Source organism: Streptomyces sp. NPDC047315 (assembly GCF_040643215.1).
Lineage (GTDB): Bacteria > Actinomycetota > Actinomycetes > Streptomycetales > Streptomycetaceae > Streptomyces.
The window spans coordinates 20,117-45,677 of record NZ_JBEYTZ010000017.1; the positions used below are offsets into that span (position 1 = coordinate 20,117).

25 protein-coding genes are annotated in these 25,561 nt (G+C 71.8%); 9 read left to right on the top strand and 16 right to left on the bottom strand.

What is annotated here, in order from left to right; all coding sequences use genetic code 11:
• Window positions 1–103 precede the first annotated feature (103 nt).
• The 3 genes from ABZ842_RS20455 to ABZ842_RS20465 all read right to left on the bottom strand — a co-directional run bounded on the left by ABZ842_RS20455 (window position 104) and on the right by ABZ842_RS20465 (window position 2,953).
• Complete coding sequence (locus ABZ842_RS20455) at window positions 104–847, bottom strand: hypothetical protein (protein ID WP_361538352.1); 744 nt, start codon at window positions 845–847, stop codon at window positions 104–106.
• Window positions 848–1,289: 442 nt separating this feature from the next.
• Complete coding sequence (locus tag ABZ842_RS20460) at window positions 1,290–2,243, bottom strand: hypothetical protein (RefSeq protein WP_361538354.1); 954 nt, start codon at window positions 2,241–2,243, stop codon at window positions 1,290–1,292.
• Window positions 2,240–2,953, bottom strand: coding sequence for an RNA polymerase sigma factor (locus ABZ842_RS20465; RefSeq protein ID WP_361538356.1), 714 nt, complete (start codon window positions 2,951–2,953; stop codon window positions 2,240–2,242). Before ABZ842_RS20465 ends, ABZ842_RS20460 begins: the two co-directional genes overlap by 4 nt.
• Here ABZ842_RS20465 and trpS point away from each other — a divergent pair.
• Both trpS and ABZ842_RS20475 read left to right on the top strand, forming a co-directional pair.
• Window positions 2,952–3,965 carry a tryptophan--tRNA ligase gene (gene trpS / locus ABZ842_RS20470; protein WP_361538358.1) on the top strand — a complete coding sequence of 338 codons (1,014 nt, stop codon included), beginning with the start codon at window positions 2,952–2,954 and terminating at the stop codon, window positions 3,963–3,965. The two genes, ABZ842_RS20465 and trpS, sit on opposite strands and share 2 nt — an antisense overlap.
• Window positions 3,966–4,267: 302 nt before the next feature.
• The gene (locus ABZ842_RS20475; RefSeq protein ID WP_361538360.1) at window positions 4,268–4,879 is read left to right on the top strand and encodes a 2'-5' RNA ligase family protein; all 612 of its coding nucleotides are present in this window, start codon (window positions 4,268–4,270) and stop codon (window positions 4,877–4,879) included.
• Window positions 4,880–4,931: 52 nt separating this feature from the next.
• Here the strand turns inward: ABZ842_RS20475 and ABZ842_RS20480 are convergent, their stop codons facing one another.
• The gene (locus tag ABZ842_RS20480; RefSeq protein ID WP_361538362.1) at window positions 4,932–5,687 is read right to left on the bottom strand and encodes a decaprenylphospho-beta-D-erythro-pentofuranosid-2-ulose 2-reductase; all 756 of its coding nucleotides are present in this window, start codon (window positions 5,685–5,687) and stop codon (window positions 4,932–4,934) included.
• Between the two features lie 38 nt (window positions 5,688–5,725).
• Entirely contained in the window at window positions 5,726–7,111 is a 1,386-nt protein-coding gene (locus ABZ842_RS20485) for an FAD-binding oxidoreductase (RefSeq protein ID WP_361538364.1), read from the bottom strand.
• 267 nt (window positions 7,112–7,378) lie between these two features.
• Between ABZ842_RS20485 and ABZ842_RS20490 the strand changes: the two genes are divergently transcribed.
• The 3 genes from ABZ842_RS20490 to ABZ842_RS20500 all read left to right on the top strand — a co-directional run bounded on the left by ABZ842_RS20490 (window position 7,379) and on the right by ABZ842_RS20500 (window position 10,110).
• A complete protein-coding gene (locus tag ABZ842_RS20490; RefSeq protein WP_361538366.1) occupies window positions 7,379–7,945 on the top strand; it encodes a phosphatase PAP2 family protein in 567 nt (188 codons plus the stop codon).
• Between the two features lie 23 nt (window positions 7,946–7,968).
• Window positions 7,969–8,907 (top strand): decaprenyl-phosphate phosphoribosyltransferase, encoded by a 939-nt coding sequence (locus ABZ842_RS20495; RefSeq protein ID WP_361538606.1) that lies wholly within the window; start codon window positions 7,969–7,971, stop codon window positions 8,905–8,907.
• Window positions 8,908–9,021: 114 nt separating this feature from the next.
• Window positions 9,022–10,110 (top strand): YihY/virulence factor BrkB family protein, encoded by a 1,089-nt coding sequence (locus tag ABZ842_RS20500; protein ID WP_361538368.1) that lies wholly within the window; start codon window positions 9,022–9,024, stop codon window positions 10,108–10,110.
• On the opposite strand, the gene ABZ842_RS20505 is transcribed toward ABZ842_RS20500, so the two are convergent.
• Complete coding sequence (locus tag ABZ842_RS20505; protein WP_361538369.1) at window positions 10,006–11,214, bottom strand: D-alanyl-D-alanine carboxypeptidase; 1,209 nt, start codon at window positions 11,212–11,214, stop codon at window positions 10,006–10,008. The genes ABZ842_RS20500 and ABZ842_RS20505 overlap by 105 nt on opposite strands.
• 145 nt (window positions 11,215–11,359) lie before the next feature.
• Here ABZ842_RS20505 and ABZ842_RS20510 point away from each other — a divergent pair, with 145 nt between their 5' ends.
• Together ABZ842_RS20510 and ABZ842_RS20515 are read left to right on the top strand one after the other, a co-directional pair.
• Window positions 11,360–11,620: a hypothetical protein gene (locus ABZ842_RS20510; protein WP_361538371.1), complete on the top strand. Its 261-nt coding sequence runs from the start codon at window positions 11,360–11,362 to the stop codon at window positions 11,618–11,620.
• Between the two features lie 146 nt (window positions 11,621–11,766).
• On the top strand, window positions 11,767–13,107 hold the full coding sequence (locus ABZ842_RS20515) for a metallophosphoesterase (protein ID WP_361538373.1): 1,341 nt from the start codon (window positions 11,767–11,769) through the stop codon (window positions 13,105–13,107).
• A gap of 456 nt (window positions 13,108–13,563) precedes the next feature.
• Here the strand turns inward: ABZ842_RS20515 and ABZ842_RS20520 are convergent, their stop codons facing one another.
• Together ABZ842_RS20520 and ABZ842_RS20525 are read right to left on the bottom strand one after the other, a co-directional pair.
• A complete protein-coding gene (locus ABZ842_RS20520; RefSeq protein WP_361538375.1) occupies window positions 13,564–15,150 on the bottom strand; it encodes a HAMP domain-containing sensor histidine kinase in 1,587 nt (528 codons plus the stop codon).
• Window positions 15,147–15,854 (bottom strand): response regulator transcription factor, encoded by a 708-nt coding sequence (locus tag ABZ842_RS20525; protein WP_361538377.1) that lies wholly within the window; start codon window positions 15,852–15,854, stop codon window positions 15,147–15,149. Before ABZ842_RS20525 ends, ABZ842_RS20520 begins: the two co-directional genes overlap by 4 nt.
• A 175-nt stretch (window positions 15,855–16,029) precedes the next feature.
• On the opposite strand from ABZ842_RS20525, the gene ABZ842_RS20530 reads away from it, so the two are divergent.
• Window positions 16,030–18,237, top strand: coding sequence for an MMPL family transporter (locus ABZ842_RS20530; protein ID WP_361538379.1), 2,208 nt, complete (start codon window positions 16,030–16,032; stop codon window positions 18,235–18,237).
• Window positions 18,238–18,570: 333 nt separating this feature from the next.
• On the opposite strand, the gene ABZ842_RS20535 is transcribed toward ABZ842_RS20530, so the two are convergent.
• From ABZ842_RS20535 to ABZ842_RS20545, 3 genes are read right to left on the bottom strand one after another with little or no spacing between them, the layout of a single operon-like run.
• The gene (locus ABZ842_RS20535; protein WP_361538381.1) at window positions 18,571–19,362 is read right to left on the bottom strand and encodes a TetR family transcriptional regulator; all 792 of its coding nucleotides are present in this window, start codon (window positions 19,360–19,362) and stop codon (window positions 18,571–18,573) included.
• Window positions 19,363–19,373: 11 nt separating this feature from the next.
• Window positions 19,374–19,805, bottom strand: coding sequence for a DCC1-like thiol-disulfide oxidoreductase family protein (locus tag ABZ842_RS20540; protein WP_361538383.1), 432 nt, complete (start codon window positions 19,803–19,805; stop codon window positions 19,374–19,376).
• Between the two features lie 50 nt (window positions 19,806–19,855).
• Window positions 19,856–20,350, bottom strand: a complete 495-nt coding sequence (locus tag ABZ842_RS20545) for a hypothetical protein (protein WP_361538385.1) — start codon at window positions 20,348–20,350, stop codon at window positions 19,856–19,858.
• A gap of 136 nt (window positions 20,351–20,486) precedes the next feature.
• On the opposite strand from ABZ842_RS20545, the gene ABZ842_RS20550 reads away from it, so the two are divergent.
• Window positions 20,487–21,281 (top strand): alpha/beta hydrolase, encoded by a 795-nt coding sequence (locus ABZ842_RS20550; RefSeq protein ID WP_361538387.1) that lies wholly within the window; start codon window positions 20,487–20,489, stop codon window positions 21,279–21,281.
• Here ABZ842_RS20550 and ABZ842_RS20555 read toward each other — a convergent pair.
• The 5 genes from ABZ842_RS20555 to sdhC form a co-directional block, all read right to left on the bottom strand.
• Window positions 21,268–21,861 carry a hypothetical protein gene (locus ABZ842_RS20555; RefSeq protein WP_361538389.1) on the bottom strand — a complete coding sequence of 198 codons (594 nt, stop codon included), beginning with the start codon at window positions 21,859–21,861 and terminating at the stop codon, window positions 21,268–21,270. The genes ABZ842_RS20550 and ABZ842_RS20555 overlap by 14 nt on opposite strands.
• Before the next feature lie 170 nt (window positions 21,862–22,031).
• Complete coding sequence (locus ABZ842_RS20560) at window positions 22,032–22,793, bottom strand: succinate dehydrogenase iron-sulfur subunit (protein WP_361538391.1); 762 nt, start codon at window positions 22,791–22,793, stop codon at window positions 22,032–22,034.
• Complete coding sequence (gene sdhA, locus ABZ842_RS20565; protein ID WP_361538393.1) at window positions 22,793–24,547, bottom strand: succinate dehydrogenase flavoprotein subunit; 1,755 nt, start codon at window positions 24,545–24,547, stop codon at window positions 22,793–22,795. Before sdhA ends, ABZ842_RS20560 begins: the two co-directional genes overlap by 1 nt.
• A gap of 20 nt (window positions 24,548–24,567) precedes the next feature.
• Entirely contained in the window at window positions 24,568–25,044 is a 477-nt protein-coding gene (locus ABZ842_RS20570) for a succinate dehydrogenase hydrophobic membrane anchor subunit (protein ID WP_361538395.1), read from the bottom strand.
• 8 nt (window positions 25,045–25,052) lie between these two features.
• Window positions 25,053–25,433, bottom strand: coding sequence for a succinate dehydrogenase, cytochrome b556 subunit (gene sdhC, locus ABZ842_RS20575; protein WP_361538397.1), 381 nt, complete (start codon window positions 25,431–25,433; stop codon window positions 25,053–25,055).
• Window positions 25,434–25,561 lie beyond the last annotated feature (128 nt).

Genomic DNA, 25,561 nt, shown 5'->3' on the forward strand with positions numbered 1-25,561 from the left:
ATCCCCCGGGTCGCCCTGAGCCGTCCCGCTCCGCCCACGGGCGGCGGGACACGGCGCCCGTCCGGTCCCCCGGGGCCGGACGGGCACCCGCCGCGCCCCGGGCCTACTCCTTCGGCCTCTCGCGGCCCGGCAGCTTCTGTAGGAGCACCGGCAGCGGCGGCACCAGGGAGGACCGCAGCAGCAGGGCTATCGCCGCGCCCAACACCAGGCCCGGCAGCGACCACCACCAGTTCGCCCCGAGGCCCGGCGCCGGCGAGGACACGATTTCGGTGAAGGCGGAGGAGAGCGTGGGCGCCGTTGGTGTTGCCGACGAGCCCGGCGCGTCCGGCGTCGCAGGCAAACCGTCGCCGAGGCTCACCCCCAGCCCCAGGCCCCGCAGGAACTGCCGCACCTCGGGTCCGTCGGTCGGTTGGCGCCAGACGCCCTCAGCAGCGAGCCAGCTGTTGGTGGTCCCCAAGCCCGAAGCGGACGTGGCATCGGGCTGGTCGGCCCGGCTGCGGATCCACACGTCCTTCGGGGCATCGCCGAAGTACACCTCGTCTGCCCGCCATGCCTGCACATCGTGCACGAACCAGGTCACCCGGACCATGGGCAGCGACGGCTCGTTCTCACTCAGTCCGGGCGGCGCCTCCGCGGACCCCTGGAGCGGCGCGCCCGCCATCAGCAGCCGGTGTAAGTCCTGGTACTCCTTGCTGTCCGCCCGCAGGGCGGTGGCCTTGCCCTGCGGATACTCGACGATCATGACGCTGGTCGGGCCGCCCGCAGCGGCCACCGGGGCGAGCACCAGCCCCAGTGCCAGCACGGCCAGCAGCACGGCGATTCGCCGTGCCCATCGCAGTGGTTCCATGAAGTCCCCCAGCTCCCAGCTGATGCACCGGAGCGGCTGCCCCGCTCTGGCTGTCGACTCTGATACACCGCGAGTCGCTGACGCGTTCCGCCTTCCGCGGGGGAAGTCGCGGGTCGCCAAGCCCCACGGGGCTGGCGGCGCCTGGCGGACGCGGTTTCGCCGTGCGGCGTGCTGCGGTGCGGCGTCTGCGGCCCGTCTGTGGCTTGTTCGCGCAGTTCCGCCCCCTCGGCCCCAGAGGGCCTGGGGGGACCCCCAGCGCCCCTGATTCGCTGCCCCCGCCATTCGCCTGCGGGCTGGAGGCGGAGATTTTTAGGGGGTGGAACTGCGCGAACAGTCACAGACGGGCCGCAGACGCCATCACCGCACACGCACCATGGCGCAAGCGCGCCAGCCAAGGCGCGGCACTGCCGCACGGGGCCCCGCGGGGCCTTGCGGACACTCCCTAGCGCAGGGACTCCGCGATGCCCACCGCTCGTGTCAGCGTGGGCACTCCCTCCAGGCGTAGGGTCGTGCGGCCGTCGGGGGACATCCAGAGGAGGGTTGGGCCGGCTGTGCGGCGTCGTTCTTCCCAGCGGGCGCTCTTCTGGTCGAGCAGGGTGAAGTGCAGCAGATGTGGTCTGGCGAACCAGAGTCCGGTGGCGTTCTCGCCGGTGCCGTCGCCCAGCGGCACCCACTCCGGCTGTTCCGCGCTCGTCTTGGTGAAGCCCGGGTCGAGCCGGGCCGGGAACTGGTCGAGTCGGGTCACCTGGCCGTCGTCATCGTCCCAGCAGAGCGTCAGCATGGAGCGGCCGGCCGGGCCCGCGGTGGTCGAGAACGCGTCCGGGGCGCCCAGCTCCGCCGGCACCAGCGCCTCGAAGCCCGCCTTCCGCTCGGCCTCGGCGCGTGCCAGGGGCTCCCCGCATCCGGGGACTCCCGCGCTTCGGTCGACGGCTGGTGGTGGCCTCCCCGGGTCGTACCGCACGACGATCCCGCCGAAGTCGAAACCGTCCGCCCACTCCATGATCGAGGCGCGCACCGGGGGCGTCAGAGCCAGGGCGACCAGGGTCCCGGAGAGCGTGACCGTCAGCGACCGCCGGTGTTGACGCAGCCATTTGCGCAGCCGTCCGTGCAGCCATGCCCGCAGCTTCTCGGCCCGGCCGACCGGGGCGGGGGCGGGGGCGGTCACGTGGTCCGGCACCTGATCGGCCAGGAGGCTCGACAGCACCCGCTCCGCCATCGTCTCCCCGTCCACATCGGGAAGCGTGATGGACCGGCCCAGCGCCCGCAGTTCGGCTTCCAACCGCAGCTCCAGCGCGCTCGGCTCTGCGACGAAGCCATGCCCGGGCTCGTCCCCGGAGCGGCTTTCGGGCACCCCGTCCTGGCCGCGTCCCGGCTCCTCCTCCGGCACCCTGCTCACCTCCCGCCCCCTTCTGCTGCTCCTATCAACCGGCCGAGCTTCGTCAGCGCCCGGCTCAGCCGTGACTTCACCGTCCCCCGCGGCCAGCCCAGCGCCTCCGCCGTCTCCGCCTCGTCCATCTCCAGCAGATACCGGTACGTCACGACCTGCCGATGGTCCTCGCTGAGCTGGCCGAGCGCTGCCGCCAGCTCTGCCCGTCGCTCCTCCGACTCCGCGGCCACCGCCGGGTCCGCCGATTCCGGTATCGCCGGTCGGGGATCGAGCAGGGCTTCCCGGCCGGCCAGCGCCCGCCGGCGGTCGGCGGAGCGCACCGTGTTCCTCGTCTCGTTGACCACGATCCGCAGCAGCCACGGGCGGAACTCCGCGCCCGCCCGGAAGCCGTCCAACGACTGGTACGCCTTGAGGAACGCGCTCTGGACCACGTCCTCAGCGTCCGCCCCCGCGCCGAACGCCACCGCCGCGCGCAGCGCGACCTGCGTATGAGCGCGGACCAGCTCCGCATACGCCTCCGGCTCTCCGGCGCGCACCCGGGCGATCACCGAGGCCGCGTCCACGCCGGGCGCGCCCCCGCCCCCGCTCGCGGGCCCCCGGCCTCCGGACGCGGACCGGTCGTCGGTATCGACGGCGGCCCGTCCCCCCTCCGTTACGGTCACACCTTTCATACACCGGCGGCCGGAGATCGGTTCCGCACCTGAGAGAATGAAAGACATGGCATCCGTCCGACCCCGCGCCCTCTCCGGGATCCAGCCCACCGCAGGCTCGTTCCACCTCGGGAACTACCTCGGAGCGATCCGCCAGTACGTGGCGCTGCAAGAGACCCACGACGCCTTCTACATGGTCGTCGACCTGCACGCGATCACCGTTCCGCAGGACCCCGCGGAGCTGCGGGCCAACACCCGGCTCGCCGTCGCGCAGCTGCTCGCCGCCGGGCTCGACCCCGAGCGCTGCACGCTCTTCGTGCAGAGCCACGTGCCGGAGCACGCCCAGCTCGGCTGGGTGATGAACTGCCTCACGGGCTTCGGCGAGGCGTCGCGGATGACGCAGTTCAAGGACAAGTCCGCCAAGCAGGGTGCCGACCGGACCACCGTCGGGCTGTTCACGTACCCGATCCTCCAGGTCGCGGACATCCTCCTCTACCAGGCGGACTCCGTCCCCGTCGGCGAGGACCAGCGCCAGCACATCGAGCTGACCCGGGACCTCGCCGAGCGCTTCAACAGCCGTTTCGGCGACACGTTCACCGTGCCCGCACCCCACATCGTCAAGGAGGTCGCCAAGATCTACGACCTCCAGGACCCGACGATCAAGATGAGCAAGTCCGCGTCGACGCCCAAGGGGCTCGTGAACCTCCTCGACGAGCCGAAGGCCACCGCGAAGAAGATCAAGAGCGCGGTCACGGACACGGACACCGTCATCCGCTTCGACCCCGTCGAGAAGGCCGGCGTCAGCAATCTGCTGACGATCTACGCCACCCTCACCGGCAAGTCGGTCGCCGAGCTGGAGCGGGAGTACGAGGGGCGGATGTACGGCGCGCTGAAGACGGACCTCGCCGAGGTCGTGGTGGACTTCGTCACGCGGTTCCGGGACCGCACGCAGGGGTACCTGGACGACCCGGAGACGCTGGACTCGATCCTCGCCAAGGGCGCGGAGAAGGCGCGCGCGGTGGCCGCCGAGACGCTGGCCGCGGCGTACGACCGGATCGGCTTCCTGCCCGCGAAGCACTGACGGCGCTCCAGACGCTGACGGCGCTGGAGGCACTGCCGGCGCCGACAGCGCCGACGGGTACCGCGAAGGGCCCGGCGGCCCGAACGCCGGGCTCGAACGCCCTGCCCGAACGGAGTCAGAACGAGGCGGGCGCCGCACCACCCGAGTGCCGGCGCCCGCCCCCGCCCTGAGCAGGGACGGGGCAACCAACGGGGGCCATCCGGCCCACCAAGGGTGTGTCCTGCGTCTCTGGTCACATCCACGGCGCAGCAGCCACACTGGCGGCTGGACAGCCACACACGACGCGATGACGGGAGAACGACGTGGGGACCGTAACGCTCGGCGTTTCGATCGCGGTCCCGGAGCCGTACGGCAGCCTGCTCCAGGAGCGGCGTGCGGGCTTCGGAGACCCCGTCGCGTACTGCATTCCCACCCATGTCACCCTGCTGCCGCCGACCGAGGTGGACCGGGCGCTGCTGCCCGCCATCGAGGCGCACCTGGCGGAGGTCGCGGCGGCCGGGCGGGCGTTCCCGATGCGTCTCGCCGGCACCGGAACGTTCCGCCCGATTTCGCCCGTCGTCTTCGTCCAGGTCGTCGAGGGCGCCGCGGCCTGCTCCTGGCTGCAGAAGCGGGTGCGGGACGAGTCCGGGCCGCTGGTGCGCGAGCTCCAGTTCTCGTACCACCCGCACGTCACGGTCGCCCACGCGATCTCCGACGAGGCGATGGACGAGGCGTACGAGGAACTGGCCGACTTCGCCGCGTCCTGGAGCTGCGGCTCGTTCTCGCTCTACGAGCAGGGGACGGACGGGGTCTGGCGGGAGCTGCGGGAGTACGCCTTCGGGGGCGCCGTCGGCTCCGTACCGGCCCAGGGCTCTCCCGTTGATGAACCCGTCGAGCCCGCCGAGGCCGCTGAGCCCGCGCCCTCCACCTCGTAGCCTCAGCTCCTCAGCTCCTCAGCCGCCGCGACGCCCAGCGGCTCACAGCGGCTCACAGCGGCAGTCGGCGGAACAACGGGCGCGGCACGTGCCGCAACACCGACATCACGTGCCTCAGGGCCCCCGGCACCCACACCGTCTCTGCCCTGCGCCGCAGCCCCTGTTCCACGGCGAGGGCGACGGCTTCGGGGGTGGTGGCCAGCGGCGCCTCGGGCAGCCCGGCCGTCATCTTGGTGCGGACGAAGCCGGGGCGTACGACCATCACCTGCACGCCCGTGCCGTGCAGCGCGTCGCCGAGGCCCTGGGCGAAGGCGTCGAGCCCCGCCTTGCTGGACCCGTAGATGAAGTTGGTGCGACGGGCCCGCTCGCCCGCGACGGACGAGAGCACCACGAGGGAGCCGTGCCCCTGGTTCTGGAGCGCGCCCGCGCACACCAGGCCCGCGGAGACGGCTCCGGTGTAGTTGGTCTGCGCGACCCGTACGGCGGCGGCGGGGTCGCCCTCGTCGTTCGCCTGGTCCCCGAGCACGCCGAAGGCGAGCAGCACCAGGTCGACGTCGCCCTCCGCGAACACCTTGCCCAGCGCCTCCTCGTGCCCGGCCGGGTCCAACGCGTCGAAGGCGACGGCGTGCACGTCCGCGCCGAGCGCGCGCAGTCCGTCGGCCGCGGCGTCCAGGTCGGGGGAGGGCCGGCCGGCCAGCCAGACGGTGCGGGTGCGGCGGGCGATCAGCCGGCGGGCGACGGCGAGTCCGATCTCCGACGTGCCGCCGAGTACGAGCAGGGACTGCGGGATGCCGAAGGCGTCCTTCATGAACGGCGCTCCTTGAAGGGGTGCAATGGGTCGCTGGGTCACAGGCCGAGGCGGCGGGAGAGGTCGGAGGTGAAGACCCCGCGCGGGTCCACGCGGGCCCGCAGCGCTCGGAAGTCGGCCAGCCGGGGATACATCTGCGCCAGCAGTTCGGGGCGCAGCCGGGAGTCCTTGGCGAGGTACACCCGGCCGCCGGCGCCCGCGACCTCCTCGTCCAACTCGTCCAGCAGCGCCCCGAGGCCGGACAGCCCGGCCGGCACGTCCAGCGCCAGCGTCCAGCCGGGCATCGGGAAGGACAGCCAACCGGCGTCGCCGGGGCCGAAACGCTTGAGGACGGCGAGGAAGGTGGGGCAGCCGCGGCGCGCGATGCGCCGCACGACCCGGCGCAGCGCCTCCTCCTGGCCGTGCGCGACGACGAACTGGTACTGCACGAAGCCGTCGCGGCCGTAGATCCGGTTCCAGTGCGGGACCCCGTCCAGCGGGTGGAAGAACGACGTCAGCCTCTGCACCTGGCCGGTGCGCGAGCGGGGCGCCTTGCGGTACCAGAACTCGTTGAACAGGCCGACGGTCGTACGGTTCAGCAGCCCCCGCGGCACGCCTTCGGGCGCGGCGGGCAGCCGCCCGGGGCGGAACGCGAGGGGAGAGCGGGCCAGCCGCGGGGGCAGCGCGGCGAGCGGGGCGTGGTCGCCGCGGGTGAGCACCGAGCGGCCGGTGGCGCGCCCGCGCGCGAGCAGGTCGATCCAGGCGACGGAGTAGCGGTAGCGGTGGTCCGTGGCGCTGAGGCGGGCCATCGCGTCGTCGAGGTCGACGGCGCGTTCGGTGTCGACGAGCATGTACGCCGTCTCCACCGGGTGCAGCCGGAGCGCCGCGGCCAGCACCACGCCCGTCAGGCCCATGCCGCCGGCCGTCGCGTCGAACAACTCCGAGCCGGGGCCCACGGTTTGGACCGAGCCGTCCGCCGTGAGCAGGTCGAGTGCGCTGACGTGCCGGGTGAAGGCCCCGCTGACGTGGTGGTTCTTGCCGTGGATGTCGGCGCCGACCGCGCCTCCGACGGTGACGTGCCGGGTGCCGGGGGTCACCGGGACGAACCAGCCGAGCGGGAGCAGGACTTCCATCAGCCGGTGCAGGCTCACGCCCGCGTCGCAGACGACCGTGCCCGACGCGGCGTCGACGGAGTGGATCCGGTCGAGCCCGGTCATGTCGAGCACGCAGCCGCCGGCGTTCTGCGCGGCGTCCCCGTACGCCCGGCCGAGCCCGCGCGCGATCCCCCCGCGCGCGCCCCACGACCGGACCGCGGCGGCGGCCTGTTCAGGGGTGCGGGGGCGCCACAAGTACCCCGTGGTGGGGGCGGTGCGGCCCCAGCCGGTGACGGACACGAAGGGGTCGTCGACGTCGGTGGTGGGGGTGGTGCGGGTGTCGGCAGCCATACTCGTGACGGTATCGCCGCTTATGCCCACATTTTTGCAGTGCCTCACGGACTCGCCGGAATGGGTGATTAACGGAGTGTCATTTGAGACTGACGTGAATGTCCGCCGCCGGCCCAGCAGAGTCCCGGTGATCCATGAGATGGCTCATGGGGTGGTCCAGGACGTGGCCCATGCAGCAGCTCATGAAGTGGTTCATGAAGTGGTTCATGAAGTGACTCATGGCGTGACTCATGACGTGGCTCATGAACCGGCGAGAAGGGGCGGCGGATGACGCGGATGACGCGGACGAGACGGGTCGGGTCGGACCGGGCTCTGTTGGCCGCGCTGCGCGACTGCGGGCAGCGGCCCGCGGTCGGTACGGCGGCCCGCGCGCTCTCCCTCGCCGGGGAACACGCGGCGCTCTGGCTGGCGACGGGCCTGACCGGCGCGGCGACGGACCCCGAGCGCCGTACGGCCTGGCTCCGTGCGACGGCGGTCGTCGCGGGCGCGCACCTGGCGAGCATGGCGGTCAAACGCGCGGTCCGCCGCCCGCGCCCGTCGGACGTCGCCCCGCTGGTGCGCACCGCGGGCGCCCACTCCTTCCCGAGCTCCCACGCCACGTCCGCGGCGGCGGCGACGGTCGCCTTCGCCCCCCTGCTCCCGTGGACCCCGATCCCGACCACGGTCCGCGCCGTGGCCGCGGCGATCTGCGTCTCCCGCGTCGTCGCCGGCGTCCACTACCCCACCGACGTGGCAGCCGGCGCCCTCCTGGGCGCGGTCGTGGCCCGCGCGGCGGGAAGGTTCGGGAGCGCCGGGAGACGAGTCGTCAGCGCCACGCCGAGGAGGCCACGGTGACCGAGCCGCACAGGACCGGCCTCCTGACCCACCCCGAGCCGCGCGCAGCGCACCCCGCGGTGCCTGCCGCCCGGCACCTTCCCCTCGCCCTGCTCCGTACCGCCCGTCCCCGCCAATGGGTCAAGAACACCCTCGTCGTCGCCGCCCCCGCCGCCGCCGGCGAACTCGACTCCACCTCCACGCTGCTCCGCCTCGCGGTCGTCTTCGCCCTCTTCACCACCGCCGCCAGCGCGGTCTACCTGATCAACGACGCCCGCGACGCCGACGCCGACCGGGCCCATCCGGTCAAGCGGCACCGGCCCGTCGCCGCCGGCGAGGTGCCCGTGCCCCTCGCGTACGCCGTCGGTACGCTCCTCGCCGCCACCGCCGTCGTCGGCGCCGCCGCGCTCTGCAACGCGATGACGGGCGCGCTGCTCACCGCGTACCTCTCCGTGCAACTCGCGTACTGCATCTGGCTGAAGCACGTCCTCGTCGTCGACATGGCCGTGGTGACCACGGGATTCCTGATGCGCGCCATGATCGGCGGGGTCGCCCTCGGCATTCCGCTGTCGCGCTGGTTCCTGATCACCACCGGCTTCGGCGCGCTCTTCATGGTCGCGGCCAAGCGCTATTCGGAGGCCGTGCAGATGGCGGGCGCCGAGGCCGGCCGCGGGGCCACCCGGGCGCTGCTGAACGAGTACACGACCGGCTATCTGCGCTTCGTGTGGCAGCTCGCGGCCGGCGTCGCCGTGCTCGGCTACTGCCTGTGGGCCCTGGAGAGCGGCGGGGTCGCGGACTCCGCGCTGCTGCCCTGGCGCCAGCTCTCGGTGATCGCGTTCATCCTCGCCGTGCTGCGGTACGCGGTCTTCGCCGACCGGGGCGCCGCCGGAGCCCCCGAGGACGTCGTCCTGCGCGATCGGGCGCTCGCCGTGATCGGGCTGGTCTGGGCCGCGATGTACGCGCTCGCGGTGGCCGACGTGTGACCCCGGGGACGGCTCCGGGAAGACTCGGGAGAAGCTCGGGGGAAGGCTTCGGGCGACTCCGGAAAGCCACGGAAAAGGATCAGTAACTCCGTAAAAGGGGGTACGCGCACCCGCATGGACTGGTTGAGCAAGCTGCCCTTCGTCGGGCCCTGGGTGGCTCGATTGATGCGCACCCACGCCTGGCACTCGTACGAGACGCTGGAACGGGTGCACTGGACCCGGCTCGCCGCCGCGATCACGTTCATCAGCTTCCTCGCGATGTTCCCCCTGATCACGGTCGCCGTCGCGATCGGCGCCGGGCTGCTGAGCCAGGACCAGCTGACCCGGCTGGAGGACCGGATCAGCGACCAGGTGCCCGGGATCTCCGACCAACTCGACGTGGCGGCCCTGGTCGCCAACGCCGGCACGGTCGGCCTCGTCGCCGGCGCCCTGCTGTTGCTCACCGGCATCGGCTGGATCGGTGCGATGAGGGACTGCCTGCGCGCCGTCTGGGGGATCGACGACGAGGACCGCGGCAATCCGTTCGTGCGGAAGGGCGAGGACGCCGTCGTCCTGCTCGGCCTCGGCGGCACCGCGATCGCCTCGCTCGCCGCGTCCACGCTGGGCTCCAGCGCGGTCGGGTGGACCGCGGACCTGTTCGGCATCGAGCGGAGCGGGGCGGGGGCCGTGCTGCTGCGGGTGGCGGCGATCGCGATCGCGGTCCTCGCCAACTTCCTGATGCTGCTCTACCTGCTGACCCTGCTGCCGGGGGTGCATCCGCCGCGCCGTCGCCTGGTGGTGGCGGGGCTGATCGGCGCGGTCGGCTTCGAGGCGCTGAAGCTGCTGATCGGCGGCTACATCCGGGAGGTCGCGGGGCGCAGTGTGTACGGCGCCTTCGGCGTGCCCGTCGCCCTGCTGTTGTGGATCAACTTCACCGCGAAGCTGCTGCTGTTCTGCGCGGCGTGGACGGCGACGAAGGAGCCGGGGGAGGAGCCGTCCGACGAGGCAGATGACGCATCGCCGGACGGGGACGGGGACGGGGACGGGGATGGGGATGGGGATGGAAACGGGGACGAGGATGAGGATGAGGACGGGGGCGAGGACGATGAGGGGGACGCGTCAGGCGCGTCGCCTCGGCCAGCGCCGGTTGACGACGAACACCCCACCCGCGAGGAGCACCAGGACGCCGCCGGCGATCGCGAGCGCCGTCCCGACGCCCGATGACTCCTCCTCGGCCGCCGCCTTCGCCCGCTTCGTCTGCGAGGAGTGCTTGTCGGGCCCGGCGCCGACCGGCGTCGTCGACCGGGGCGCCACCAGCTCCCCGACCGGGGTGACCTTCCCGGCCGCCGCGAAGCCCCAGTCGAACAGCCGCGCCGTCTCCCGGTAGACGGCCTGGCTCTCGGTCGAGTCCGGGTTCATCACGGTGACGAGGAGGACCTTGCCGTTGCGCTCGGCGACCCCGGTGAAGGTGTATCCGGCCTGCGAGGTGTATCCATTCTTCACGCCCGCGACGCCCGGGTACGGCGTCACCCCGCTCTCCCCGGTCAGCAGCCGGTTCGTGTTCGCGATCTCGAACGACTCCCGCTTGTCGCCGGAGAGCTTCCCCGGGAACTCCGCGTCGACCGTGGCCGCGTACTCCCGGAAGTCCTTCTTCTGCAGCCCGCTGCGGGCGATCAGCGTGAGGTCGTACGCGGACGAGACCTGGCCGCTGGCGTCGTAGCCGTCCGGCGAGACGACCTGGGTGTCCAGGGCCTGGAGCTCCTCGGCGTGCGCCTGCATCTCCTGGACGGTCTTGTCGATGCCGCCGTTCATCGCCGACAGCACGTGCACCGCGTCGTTGCCCGAGCGCAGGAAGACGCCGAGCCACAGGTCGTGCACGGAGTAGTTCAGCCCCTCCTTGACGCCGACGGAACTGCTGCCCGGGCCAACGCCCTCCAGGTCCTCGTACGTGACGGTGTGGATGTCCGTCTTGGGGAGCTTGGGCAGCAGGGTGTCCGCGAAGAGCATCTTCAGGGTGGAGGCGGGCGGCAGTCGCCAGTGGGCGTTGTGCGAGGCCAACACGTCACCGTTCTCGGCGTCCGCCACGATCCACGACCGCGCGCTGAGCGCCGTCGGCAGCGCGGGCGCGCCCGTGCCCGGCTGGACCTGGGTGCCCGGCCGGCCCAGGATCTTGCCGCCGACGGTCGACATCGCCGCCGGCGGGTTCGGCTGCTTGCGCACCGCCGCCGGCTTGCCGTCGTGGGTCGTCGCGGACGCGGGCGCCACGGCGAGCAGGGGCAGTAGCGACGCGGCGGCGACCGTCAGCGCGGTCTTCTTCAGAGCGGGCACGGACGAGAAAGTACCCGTCCCGGCGGTCCATATGGTTATCGGGTAGCTGACTCGCCCGGAAAGCCGCCGGTACAGCCCACCCGAGTGGCGGACCCGGCCCCGACCCCGGCGGCCGGAACCCGTCGGCCGTCGGGATACTGGAAACATGAAGCTCAGCCGCCCCGTCTCCTGGTTCCTGCTCGCCTTCGGGGTGTGGAGCTGGTTCATCTGGGTCACTTTCGTCAAAAACCTCTGGGCCGACGGGAGCGGGCTCGCTTTCGACGACGCCGGTGACCCCACCGGGTACTTCTGGGTCCACCTGCTGCTCGCGATCACGTCCTTTCTTCTGGGGACGGCCGTCGGCGTCGTAGGGTTCCGCGGACTGCGCGCACTGAGGCGCGAAACGCGTGGTCAGACGGGCGGTTGAGGACGCCGCGCGATCAGTTGGGCCCGTCGGGCACGAGTTGCGGGCGTGGCGCGTTGGACACCCCGTGGGGGTGTCCCCCCGGGCACCGGAGTGCCGGCGCAGCGCCGTGGCCCCGGGCCGTCAGCTGAGGATGGGGGAAGCAGTCCGTGATCGTGGTCGTCCTGCTCGCGGTGGTGGCGGTGGTCGCGCTGCTCGGCGCGGCGCACTGGTACGTCTGGTTCCGCCTCGTCCGGTCGACGACCGAGAACCGCACCGCGCGCCGCGTCGGGGCGGTCGTGGTGACCGTGCTGCCGCTGCTCTCCTTCGCCGCCCTCGGCTCCTCCCGCTCCGGTGCGCCGTTCTGGCTCGAAAGGATCCTTGCCTGGCCCGGCTATTTCTGGCTGGCCGTGCTGCTGTACCTGGTCCTGTTCCTGCTCGCGGGTGAGGTCGTACGGGCCGCATGGCTACGGGTCGCGGCGCGGCGGGCGGGTGCGGACGCGGAGAAGGAAGCTGCCGAGGAAGCCGTCGAGGAGACCGAGGCGGAGTCTCCGGCGCTGGCCTCCGCGGCTGCGGCACCGGCACCGACGCCCACTCCGGCACCGACGCCCACTCCGGCACCGACTCCGATACCGGCCGCGGCGCCGGCCCCGGCCGACCGGCCAGCCCCCGCGCCCGCCGCCGTCTCACGGCGCACCTTCGTCTCCCGCGTCGTCGGGGCGGGCGCTGCCACCGCCGCCCTCGGCACCGTCGGCTACGGCGCGTACGGCGTCCTGAACGGCCCCAGCGTGAAGCGGGTCACCGTGCCGCTCGCCAAGCTGCCGCGCTCCGCGCACGGATTCCGCATCGCCGTCGTCAGCGACATCCACCTCGGACCGATCCTCGGCCGCGGCCACACCCAGCGGATCGTGGACGCGATCAACTCCACCAGCCCCGACCTCGTCGCCGTCGTCGGCGACATGGTCGACGGCAACGTCGCCGACCTCGGCCCCGCCGCCGAGCCCCTGACCCAGCTGCGGGCCAAGCACGGCTCCTTCTTCGTCACCGGCAACCACGAGTACTTCTCCGGCGCCCAGCAGTGGGTGGACCACGTCCGCGAGCTGGGCCTGCGCCCCCTGGAGAACGAGCGCGTGGAGATCGCCGCCGGCTTCGACCTCGCCGGCGTCGACGACGTCGAGGGCGAGAAGGAGGGCAAGGGCCCGGACTTCGCCAAGGCCCTCGGCGACCGCGACCGCTCGCGTGCGTCCGTGCTCCTGGCCCACCAGCCCGTCGTCATCCACGACGCGGTCGACCACGGCGTGGACCTCCAGCTCTCCGGCCACACCCACGGCGGCCAGCTCTGGCCGGGCCCGTACCTCGCGGGGCTGGCGAACCCGACGGTCGCCGGCCTCGAACGCTACGGCGACACGCAGCTGTACGTGACGCGCGGCGCCGGCGCGTGGGGCCCGCCGGTGCGGGTGGGAGCGGAGTCCGACATCACGGTGGTCCAACTGGCGTCCCGCCGGGCCTGACGCTGCCGCATCCGCGGTCGCTGGTCTCTGCGGCCCGTCTGTGGTTGCTCGCGCAGTTCCTCGCGCCCCTGACAACCTCGCCGTTTCCCTGCGGGTGCGTTTGTCTCTGCGGATTGTGGTGGGCTTGTCGCGCAGTTCCCCGCGCCCCTGATTGCCCCGCCCTTCGGGCGCGGGCGGCTCCCCGCGCCCGAAGGGCGGGAGTTTCTAGGGGCGCGGGGAACTGCGCGAGCAACCAGAGACGGCCCGCAGAGACCAATGCACCCGTAGTGCCACGGCGAGGTTGTCAGGGGCGCTGGGGGTCCCCCCCGTGCCCGCAGGGCACGGGGGGAGGAACTGCGCGACAAGCCCACCACCGGCCGGTGGAGACGAACGCACCCGCGGTGCCACGGCGAGGGGCACCTCGCGCTGGAGCCCCGGGGGCTGCACGCACCACAGACCGGGCCGGAGGGCCACCCGTCAGGGCGCGAGCCGCTCGCTCGGGGGGAAGGTCACCGTCACCGTCAGCCCCTTGCCCGGGGACGTCGTCACGCGCACCGTCGCCGCGTGGGCGTCCGCCGCCGCGCGGACGATGGACATGCCCAGGCCGCTCCCGGGGACGCCCGCACCCCCCGCGCGGAAGAAGCGGTCGAAGATGCGTTCCGCGTCCTCCCGCTCCATGCCGGGGCCCTCGTCCGTCACGCGCAGCCGGACGACGTCGGCCGTCGGGGCGGACAGCGACACTTCCACGTCCGCGTCCACCGGAGTGTGGACGCGGACGTTCGCCAGCAGGTTGCCGACCAGCTGCCGCAGCGTCGCCTCGTCGCCGAGCACCACGCCCGCCGCTTCCGTCCGGACCACCACCCGCCGACCCCGCTGCTGCGCCACCAGGTCGTCCGTCGCGTCCCGGACCAGGCGGCCGAGGTCCACCGGGGCCAGTCGGTGGGCCTCGGGGCGTCCGTCCAGGCGGGCGAGGGTCAGCAGTTCGGACACCAACCGGCCCATCCGGTCGGCCTCCGCGGACATCCGGGCCAGGGCCCGCTCCCGCTCCGCGGGGGAGCGCAGCATGCCCCGGTCGTACAGCTGGAGGTACCCCTGGATCGCGGCCAGGGGCGTACGCAGCTCGTGGGAGGCGTCCGCGACGAACCGGCGCAGCTGCGCCGCGCTGCGCTCCCGCGTCTCGAAGGCCGACTCCACCTGGTGCAGCATCGAGTTGAGCGCCACCCGCAGTTGCTCGATCTCGTTCACGGGGTGCCGGCCCGCCGGCACGCGCCGCGCCAGGTCGCCCTCGGCGATCGCGGACGCCGTCTCCACCATGCCCTCCAGCGGACGCACCAGGCGCTTGGTGCTCTTCATCGTGACCAGCGCCAGCACGCACAACAGCAGCCCCCCGAAGGCCAGATCGACCTTGAGTGCCTTGTGGATGCCGGACCGCACCGCGTCCACGTCCGCCGCGAGCAGCAGCACCGAGCCGTCCCGCAGCGCGCCGGCGACGACCCGGTAGGGGTCGCCGGACACCTCCACGTCCCGCACCTTCCCCTCCGCAGCGAACTCCGCGGGGTCCCCCACCGCCGCCGCCAGCTCCAACTGCCGCCCGGTGGGCGCGTGCGTGGCGAAGGGCGTCGGCCGCATCCCGGCGTCCAGCGCCACCAGGATGGTGCCCGGCCGCGGCAGGCCCGTCGACTCCGGATCCCTGGGCGAGGCCACGTGCTCCAGCAGCGTGGAGATCGCCTGGAGCTGGTTGAGGTCCTCCTGCGTGAAGTCGGTCTGCTGCATGGCCTCCCGGCTGGCCAACAGCTCCCCGTCCACCCGCTGCAACAGGTAGTGCTGCATCGCCAACAGGCTGACGACGGTCGCCGCGGCCACCCCGAGCAGCAGCAGGAGCAGGTTCACCAGCGTGAGCTTGGTCCGCAGGGAGTGCATCCGGAGGTGCCGTACGCGCACCCAGAGCCGGAACCCCTCCAGCGAACCGGTCCAGCCGCGCGCCCGCCCGGCCCGCGCCCGCCCGGCCCGTACCCGCCCGGCCCGCACCCGCCCCGTACGGTCGTCGACGTCCGGAGCGCTCACGTAAGCCCGTACCCCACGCCCCGGCGCGTGGTGATCAGCGGCGGCCCCAGCGGGTCGAGCTTGCGCCGCAGATAGCTGACGTACGTCTCCACCACGGTCGACTCCGCGGAGTGCTCGTAGCGCCACACGTGCTTCAGGAGCTGCTCCTTGGACACCACCCGGCCCGCGTTGCGCACCAGGAAGCGCAGCAGTGCGTACTCCGTCGGCGTCAGCTGCACCGCCCGGCCCGCGCGCCGGACCTCGTACGTCGTCTCGTCCAGCTCCAGGTCCCGGTGGCGCAGCGGCGGCGGCACCGGGAGGACGTCCCCGCCGGACGCGGGCCGGGTGCGACGCAGCACGGCCTGGATGCGGGCCACCACCTCGTCCACGTTGAACGGCTTGGTGATGTAGTCGTCGCCGAACCGCAGCGCGCCCACCACCTCCGCGGGCGCGTCCCGGGCCGTGATGAACAGGACCGCCGTCTGCGGCATCCGGCTGCGCAACGCCCGGCCCAGGGCGCGGCCGTCGCCGTCCGGCAGCATCACGTCCAACAGCGCCACGTCCGGCCGCGCCCGCTCGGCGAGCAGCTGCGCCTGCCGTACGCCGCCGGCGGTCACCACCTCGAAGTCGTGGTGGCGCAGGGCGATCGCGAGCACGTCGGCGATGCTCGGCTCGTCCTCGACGACCAGCACCGTCGCCCCCGTGCCCCGTTCGTGCTGCTCCATCGTCCGCGCCCCTTCCGCCGCTGGCTCCAGTATCCGCGCGGAGGCCGCCCCAACGGTGCCCCGTTGTCTTGGAGTTCCTTGAGAGTCCGGCTCCGCAGCCGCCGCGGGCCCGGTGATCGACCGATGCTGAGGCCGGGCCCGGGGGACGTGACGAGCTGGTGAAGGGAATGACGTCGTGGCGGCATGGGCACGTTGGTGCTATCGACACAGGTTGGTCGTCTTGGTGCTGTGGGTGGTGGCGCTGCTCGGCCTGGGGGCGCTGGGCGGTGCGAAGGGGTCCGACTACTCGAACGACTTCAGCCTCCCCGGCACCGACTCGCAACGCGCGTACGACCTGATGGCCTCGGCGTTCCCGGAGCGCTCGGGCGATCCGACGACGGTGGTGTGGCGCACCGCCGACGGCTCGGTCCGCGACGCCGCGGTGCGGGAGCGATTGGAGCCCGCGCTGAAGGAGATCGCGGGGATGAAGGGCGTCGGGGAGGTCGTCAGCCCGTACGGCTCCGACGGCTCTGACGGCTCCGGCGCGGTCAGCGCGGACGGCCGTACCGCGTACGCGACCGTCGTCTTCGCCGACCGCGCCGAAGAGGTGCCGAAGGCGCTGGTGGAGGACGTCGTCGAGCAGGTCGAGGACGCCCGCGCGGACGGGCTGCGGGTCGAAATCGGCGGCCAGGCCGTCGTGTACGCGAACGAGCCCCCGGCCGGCACGGCGGAACTCGTCGGCATCGTCGCCGCCGCGATCGTGCTCTTCCTCGCCTTCGGCTCGCTCTTCGCGATGCTGCTGCCGCTGGTCGTGGCGCTGTTCGCGGTCGGCATCGGGCTGGTGCTGACGGGCCTGGTCAGCAATGCGACGGAGCTGGCGACGATCGCGCCGCTGCTCGGCACCCTCGTCGGCCTCGGCGTCGGCATCGACTACGCCCTCTTCATCGTCACCCGGCACCGCAGGGGGCTGCTGCGCGGCGTCGCGCCGCAGGACGCCGCGGCCACCGCGGTCAACACCTCGGGCCGTGCGGTCGTCTTCGCCGGCGCCACGGTCTGCATCGCGCTCGCCGGGATGCTGGTGACGAACCTGCGCTTCCTCGAAGGCATCGTGATCGCCGCGTCCCTGACGGTGGTCCTGAGCGTGCTGGCGGCCGTCACGCTGCTGCCCGCGCTGCTCGGCTTCCTCGGGATGCGGGTGCTCAGCCGCCGCCAGCGGCGCCGGCTCGCCGCGGGAGGGTTCCAAGGGGCCGGCTCCGAGGGGGCGAGCAGCGCCGGCGCGCGCTGGGCCGCGTTCGTCGAGCGGCGTCCGAAGGCGATCGGCGCGCTGGCGCTCGTCGTGATGGCGGTGCTTGCGCTCCCGGTGCTGTCGCTGCGGCTGGGCACCATCGACCACGGCAACCACCCCGAGTCCACGACCACCAGGAAGGCGTACGACCTGCTGGCCGACGGCTTCGGGCCCGGCTTCAACGGTCCGCTCCAGATCGTCGTCGACGGGGCCGAGCCCGCCGCCATCACCGCGCTGGCGCAGCGGGCCAAGGACACGGAGGGCGTCGTACGGGCCGAGGTCGTGCCGACCCCGGCCGGCTCGCCCGTGGCGGTGATCCACGTCGTACCGGCGACGTCGCCGCAGGACGAGCGGACGGACCGGCTCATCGACGCGCTGCGCGACGACGTGGTGGCGCCGTCGGGGGAGCGGGCCCACGTCGGCGGGGCCACCGCCGTCTTCAAGGACTTCGCCGAGGTCACGGCGGAGCGGCTGCCGTACTTCGTCGTCACCGTCGTCGGGCTCGGCGCGCTCCTGCTGCTGATCGCGTTCCGCTCGATCGGGGTGCCGCTGACGGCGGCGGTGATGAACCTGATCGCGGCGGCGTCCTCGTTCGGGATCATGGTGGCGATCTTCCAGTGGGGCTGGGGCGCGGAGCTGTTCGGCTTCGGCAAGGAGGGGCCGATCACGGCCTTCCTCCCGGCGATCATGCTCTCCCTGCTGTTCGGGCTCTCCATGGACTACCAGGTCTTCCTGGTCAGCCGGATGCACGAGGAGTGGGTGCACACCAAGGACAACGCACGGGCCGTGCGCGTGGGCCTGACCGAGACCAGCCGGGTCATCAACTCCGCGGCCCTCATCATGATCTGCGTCTTCACCGCGTTCGTGTTCAGCGGTGACGTGGAGGCCGCGATGATCGGCGTGGGGCTCGCCGCGGCCGTCGCGCTCGATGCGTTCGTCCTGCGCACGGCGCTGGTGCCGGCCGTGATGTACGTGTTGGGCCGGACGAACTGGTGGCTGCCGGGCTGGCTGGACAGGTGGCTGCCGCGCTTCGCGGTGGAGCCGAAGGAGGATCCGGCGGCGCCGTCGCGGCCCGCGTCCCGCGACGAGGCCCCGGCGGACGCGCCCGTGGGGCGCTAGGTCCCGCGCGCGCTGCGCCTTTGGACGTAGTCGCCGTTTCCCTTGGGGAGCGTTGGTCTCCGCTGGCCGGTGGTGGGCTTGTCGCGCAGTTCCGCCCGCTATGCCGGAAGGGCGTGGTGGTACCTCCAGCGCCACCTGTTTTTCTTCCCCCGTCATTTGTCTGCGGGCTGGAGGTGGAGGTGTTTGGGGTGCTGGGGGTCCCCCCGTGCCCGCAAGGCACAGGTGGGGGTCCCCCACGTCCTTAGGCGTGGGGGGAGGAACTGCGCGACAAGCCACAGACGGGCCGCAGGCGCCATGACCGCACACCCGTGCACGTCACCGCTCGCCCGTACGTCACTTCGCGCCGTCCGGTGCCGGTCCGGACCGGCTGGTGAGCGGCTTGCGTACGCCCGCCCGGAGCGGCGTCTTCCCGCCCGCGGAGTCCGACTTGCGCGCCGCGACGGACTGCGCCATGCCCGGCAGCATGTCCGTGAACAGTTCGTGGACGTCGTTGACGAGCCCCCGCAGCACCTTGAAGCGGGAGAGGTGGATCCCCTTCGCGGTCAGCCGGGCGCCCCGCTCCGCCAGCCTGCGGCTGCGCTCGCGGCCGTCGGAGCGGTCGAACACCCAGTACAGCACCAGCCCCATCTGGGACAGCCACATCAACTCCGGCAGGGTGTCGGCCAGGTCCTTCGGGACCTTCGCCTTCGCACCGGCCAGCACCTCCCGGTGGACCTGGACGGCCTCGTCCCGCGCCGGCTCCGACTCCGGTGAGAAGGGGCTGAGGGGGGACTCCGGGTCGGCCGCGTTCTTGAAGAACTGGGCCGCGAACTCGTGGTACGGCTCGGCGACTTCCAGCCAGGCCAGGTGCACCCCCGCGATCCGGGCGGAGAGGTCCGTCTCCGACGTCAACAGCGGCTGCACCGCCGCCCGGTGCTCGGCGCCGATGCGGTCGTAGAACCCCTGGACGAGGTGTTCCTTGGACGAGAAGTAGTAGTACGCGTTCCCGACCGAGACCCCGGCCTCCAGGGCGATGGCCCGCATCGTCGTCTTGTCGTAACCGCGTTCCTGGAACAACCGGAGCGCGGTCTCCAGGATCAACGTCCGGGTCTGCTCGCTCTTGGGGGCGCTCTTGCCGTCACTCACGTTGCCCGAGCCTAATGGGGCGGGGCGCAGCGGTCGTCACAGGGCGCGGGCGGCGGTGGCCCCGCCCGGCCCGGGACTTCGTCGAGCCACCGCTGGGTCGCCCCCGTCACCTCCCGGTACTTGGCCGCGGCGATGACGGCGGCGCGGGCGAAGGCGATGCCGGAGGGGCCGGCCAGCCAGTGCGCCTTGGCGCGGTGGTCGGCCAGCGCCCACAGGCAGACCAGGAACGCCGCGTCGTCCGTGTAGACCTGCCCCCGGTCGCCGATGACGGTGATCTTACGGAGGGTGGCCGCGTGGTCGAGGTCGGGGAAGAGCGTTCTGGCCTGCGCCGAACCGACCGGGACCAGGTCCATCGGGACGAGCTTGGGCTGTCGCTCCAGCCAGCCCTTCAGATGGGCGCAGAGCCCGCACTCGGGGTCGAAAAGGACGGTGAGCCGGCGCACCGCGCCGCCTCCTCCGGGCCCGGCGAAACCGCCGCGGGTGGCCACGGCGCTCACCGCGGGCTCGGCGGGGCGTCCGTGGGTCCGGTCGCCGGACCGTGGCCCATGACGGGACGGTGGCCCATGACCGGGCCGTGGCCCGCCACCGCGGCCGGGGGCTGCAACCAGCCCTGCGGGGCGACCGGGGGCGTCGACTCGTGCCGCAGCAGCCCCCGTCGACGCATCTTGTTGAGCACGAAGACGTTGGTGAGGTGCAGCACGCCGAGGACGAACAGCACGATGCCGAGCTTCACCGACAGCTCCTCGAAGAGGTTGCGCGTGCTCTCCACGGTGCTGCTGATCTTCAAGAAGGCGACGACGAAGCCCAGGTTGATCAGGTAGAAGCCGACGACCAGCAGATGGTTCACGGCATCGGCGAGTTTCTCGTCGCCGTTCATCACGTCCGACAGGAAGAGCCGTCCGTTGCGGCTGAGCGTGCGGGCCACCCAGACGGTCAGCGTGATGCTGATGGGGAGGTAGATCAGGTATCCGACGACATTGAAGTCCATGTCCGCCGACCCTTCTGAACGTGTTCAAAAACTCCGACGACAGCAAGGTAGCCCTCTTTTTGAACACGTTCAACACGGAACCTGGGGCTCCGGAAAGTGTGTTGGGGAGTCCGCGGGGCCGGGGTAACCTCCGTGGATGACGCTTGCCCATGACCTGGTCGGCCCGTCCGACGGCGGCCGGAACGTCGTGCTGCTGCACTCGACGGTGTGCGACCGCCGCATGTGGGACGCCCAGCTACCGGCCCTGACCGCCGCCGGAAACCGTGTCGTCCGCGGCGACTTCCGCGGGTACGGCGAAACGCCCTGCGCGGGCGCGCCCTACGCCGACGCCGACGACGTACTGGCCCTGATGGACGCCGCGGGGATGGCCCGAGCCGTGCTGATCGGCGCCTCGTACGGCGGGCGGACCGCCCTGGAGGTCGCCCTGCGCGCCCCCGAGCGCGTCACCGGCCTTGCGCTGCTCTGCCCCGGACCGCTGCCCGGCGTGCCGGAGAGCGCGGAGCTGACCGCCTTCGAAGAGCGGGAGGTGGAACTCGTCCAGTACGGCGACCTGGACGAGGCGGCGGCGCTCAGCGCCCGCACCTTCCTCGGCTCCGAGGCCGACGCCGCGACCTTCGCCGCGGTCGCCGCCATGCAACTGCACGCCTACGAGGTCCAGTTGGCCGACGGTGAAGAGCACTGGGGCACCGGCGACTTCGACGTCGCGGCGCTGGCGGACCTGTCCGTGCCCGCGCTCGTCGTCTCCGGCGCGCACGACCTCGTCGACTTCCGGGAATCCGCCCGGCGGGTGGTGGCGGCCCTGCCCGCCGCGCGCCACCGCGAACTGTCGTGGGCTGGCCACCTCCCGGGCCTGGAACGCCCGACCGAGACCACCGGCCTGCTCGTCGACTTCCTCGCCGCCGTCTTCCCCGACGCCGTCACATCGCGCTGAGCGAGCGCGCGTAGTTCACCTGGCCCATCACGTGCTGGACCGTCATCGCGTGCAGCGCGGGGACCATCGTGACGTGGTGTTTGCCGCCGCTGGTGACCGAGACCTGGACGAAGCCCGTGGTCTTCTTCTCCTTCATCAGCAAGAACAGCAGACCCAGGAAGCAGACGAAGAAGAAGACCACCGCCAGCACGATCGCGTGCGCGGGGATCTTCTCCTCCGTGCGGGACATGTCCGTGACGTTCCACACCGCGCCCTTCAGCGGCAGGTGGCCGGCGGGGGTGACGATGGTGTCGTGCATCACCACGATGTCGCCGATGGTCACCAGCGGCGCCCCCAGCGGCACGGGCGCGCCCGGCGCGCCGTACGGCGTCCCGAGCGGCGTCCCCATCGGAACGGGGAACGACGGCTGGGTCTGCGCGTAGTTCGGGGCCTGGTTCGGATAGCCGTACCCGGGGGCCGGGTAGCCGTACGCGGGAGTGCCGGGCGGGGTGTCCGGCCCCCACTGGTACTCGGGCTCGCCCTCCCGGGCGTAGGGGTTGTGCTCCGGGCCCGGATTCGCGTGCGGACTGGGTTCGGTCATCGTCAGCTCCCCGCTTCCTGCTGCGCTGCTGCGTCAACTCGCCGTCCCCGTCGATCCTGCCACCAGGCGGCCCGCGGGGTGAAGCACGGATCCGAATTGTCGGGAAAAGAGCGGAGCCCCGCATCCACGGAAGGGATGCGGGGCCCTGCAAGGCTCAGTAGCTCAGGGGCTCAGTAGCGACGCGTGATCAGCGCGCGCTTCACTTCCTGGATCGCCTTGGTGACCTCGATGCCGCGCGGACAGGCGTCCGTGCAGTTGAACGTGGTGCGGCAACGCCACACGCCGTCCTTGTCGTTCAGGATCTCCAGCCGCTGCTCACCGGCCTCGTCGCGGGAGTCGAAGATGAAGCGGTGCGCGTTGACGATCGCCGCCGGGCCGAAGTACTGCCCGTCGTTCCAGAACACCGGGCACGACGTGGTGCACGCCGCGCACAGGATGCACTTGGTGGTGTCGTCGAAGCGCTCGCGGTCCTCCGCGGTCTGCAGCCGCTCGCGCGTCGGCTCGTTCCCCTTGGTGATCAGGAACGGCATCACGTCCCGGTACGCCTGGAAGAACGGCTCCATGTCCACGACCAGGTCCTTCAGGACCGTCAGGCCCTTGATGGCCTCGACCGTGATCGGCTTCTCCGGGTTGATGTCCTTGATCAGCGTCTTGCAGGCGAGCCTGTTCTTGCCGTTGATCCGCATCGCGTCGGAGCCGCAGATGCCGTGCGCGCAGGAGCGGCGGAAGGTCAGCGTCCCGTCCAGGTCCCACTTGATCTTGTGGAGCCCGTCGAGCACCCGCTCCTTGGGGTCGATCTCGATCTGGAAGTCCTCCCAGACCGCGTGCTCCGAGATCTCCGGGTTGAACCGGCGGATCCGGAACGTGACCGTGATCAGGTGCGAGGAGGAAGCGGCCTCCGCCTCCACCTTGTCCATCGTGGGAGTAGCCATCAGTACTTACGCTCCATCGGCTGGTAGCGGGTCTGGACGACCGGCTTGTAGTCGAGGCGGACGGACTCGGAGCCGTCGTCGCCGACCTCGCGGTACGCCATGGTGTGGCGCATGAAGTTGACGTCGTCGCGGTTGGGGTAGTCCTCGCGGTAGTGGCCGCCGCGGGACTCCTTGCGGGCCAGCGCGGAGACGGCCATGACCTCGGCCAGCTCCAGCAGGTTGCCCAGCTCGACGGCCTCCAGCAGGTCGGTGTTGAACCGCTTGCCCTTGTCCTGGATCGAGACGTTCTTGTACCGGGCGCGCAGCTCGGCGATCTTCTCGACGGCCGTTTTGATGGTCTGCTCGGTGCGGAACACCATCACGTTGGCGTCCATGGTCTCCTGCAGCTCGCGGCGCAGGTCGGCCACGCGCTCGTTGCCCGTGGAGTCGCGCAGCTGCTCGACCATCTCCACGACGAGGGACGCCGGGTCCTCCGGCAGCTCGACGTAGTCGGCCTTCACCGCGTACTCGGCCGCGGCGATGCCCGAACGGCGTCCGAAGACGTTGATGTCGAGCAGCGAGTTGGTGCCGAGGCGGTTGGCGCCGTGCACGGAGACGCAGGCGACCTCGCCGGCCGCGTACAGACCCGGAACGACGGTGGTGTTGTCCGACAGGACCTCGCCCTCGACGTTCGTCGGGATGCCGCCCATCGCGTAGTGCGCCGTCGGCTGGATCGGGATCGGGTCCGTGTAGGGCTCGATGCCGAGGTAGGTCCGGGCGAACTCGGTGATGTCCGGGAGCTTGGCGTCGAGCTGCTCCGGCGGCAGGTGGGTGAGGTCCAGGTAGACGTGGTCGCCCTCGGGGCCGCAGCCGCGGCCCTCGCGGATCTCCGTGTAGATGGAGCGGGAGACCACGTCGCGCGAGGCGAGGTCCTTCATGACGGGCGCGTACTTCTCCATGAAGCGCTCGCCGTCCTTGTTGCGCAGGATGCCGCCCTCGCCGCGGGCGCCCTCGGTGAGCAGGATGCCCATCCGCCAGATGCCCGTGGGGTGGAACTGGAAGAACTCCATGTCCTCCAGCGGCAGCCCGCGCCGGTAGCAGGCCGCCTGGCCGTCACCGGTGAGGGTGTGCGCGTTGGAGGTCACCTTGAAGAACTTGCCGGTGCCGCCGGACGCGTAGATGACCGCCTTCGCCTGGAAGACGTGGATCTCGCCGGTGGCCAGCTCGTAGGCGACCACGCCGGCCGAGTGCTTGACGCCGTCGACCTCGGTGATCAGCTGGTCCAGGACGTAGAACTCGTTGAAGAACTCCACGCCCTCCTTGACGCAGTTCTGGTACAGCGTCTGGAGGATCATGTGGCCGGTGCGGTCCGCGGCGTAGCAGGACCGGCGCACCGGGGCCTCGCCGTGGTTGCGGGAGTGCCCGCCGAAGCGGCGCTGGTCGATGGTGCCGTTCGGGGTCCGGTTGAACGGCAGGCCCATCTTCTCCAGGTCGAGGACGGCGTCGATGGCCTCCTTCGCCAGGATCTCGGCGGCGTCCTGGTCGACCAGGTAGTCACCGCCCTTGACCGTGTCGAAGGTGTGCCACTCCCAGTTGTCCTCCTCCACGTTCGCCAGCGCGGCGGCCATGCCGCCCTGCGCGGCGCCCGTGTGGGAGCGGGTCGGGTAGAGCTTCGTCAGCACCGCGGTGCGGCTGCGCTTGGTGGCCTCGATGGCGGCGCGCATTCCCGCGCCGCCGGCGCCGACGATGACGGTGTCGTACTTGTGGATCTTCATGAGGTGCGTCAGCCCCGGCTCTAGCGGATGTTCGGGTCGAAGGTGAAGATCACCAGCGAGCCCAGCAGGATGGTGAACACCGTGGCGGTGTACAGCAGGCCCTTGAGCCACAGTCGCGTGTTCGGGCGCTCGGCGTAGTCGTTGATGACGGTACGCAGCCCGTTGGCGCCGTGCAGCATCGCGAGCCAGAGCATCAGCAGGTCCCAGACCTGCCAGAACGGGGACGCCCAGCGGCCCGCGACGAACGCGAAGCCGATCTTGGAGACGCCGCCGTCCAGCACGAGCTGGATGATCAGGTGGCCGATGACCAGGACGACCAGCACCACGCCGGACAGCCGCATGAACAGCCACGCGGCCATCTCGAAGTTGCCGCGGGTGGAGCGCGGGGTGCGCCCGGTCCGCTTGCGCGGCGGCTCGATGACCGGCGCCGGGTTGTCGACGTCGTACAGGGGTTCCGTCTCCACGGCCCCGATTGCGGAAGAGGTGTCAGCAGACATGACCGGCGTCAGCTCCCGAAGACTTCGCGTGCGGCGTGGCCGAGGACGGGATACAGGGCGCCCGCCATCAGCACGATCCAGATGCCCATCACGGTCCAGAGCATCTGCTTCTGGAAGCGCGGGCCCTTGGACCAGAAGTCCACGGCGATGACGCGCAGGCCGTTCAGGGCGTGGAAGAGGACGGCGGCCACCAGGCCGTATTCGAGCAGCGCGACGATCGGCGTCTTGTAGACGGCCACGACCTTGTCGTAGTCCTCTGGGGAGACGCGGACGAGAGCGGTGTCCAGGACGTGGACGAACAGGAAGAAGAAGATGAGGACGCCGGTGACTCGATGAGCCACCCAGGACCACATTCCTTCCCGGCCGCGGTACAGCGTTCCAGCCGGCACGGAAGAACCCTCCGGGAGCGGGGACTGGGGCCTGCCGGCTTGTGGGTGTCGGTCTGGCCCGGCCGGGTACGGTCCACCGGCCCCGGCCATCGTAGCGACGACTTGTCGGTTCCTTCGCACGGGGTCCG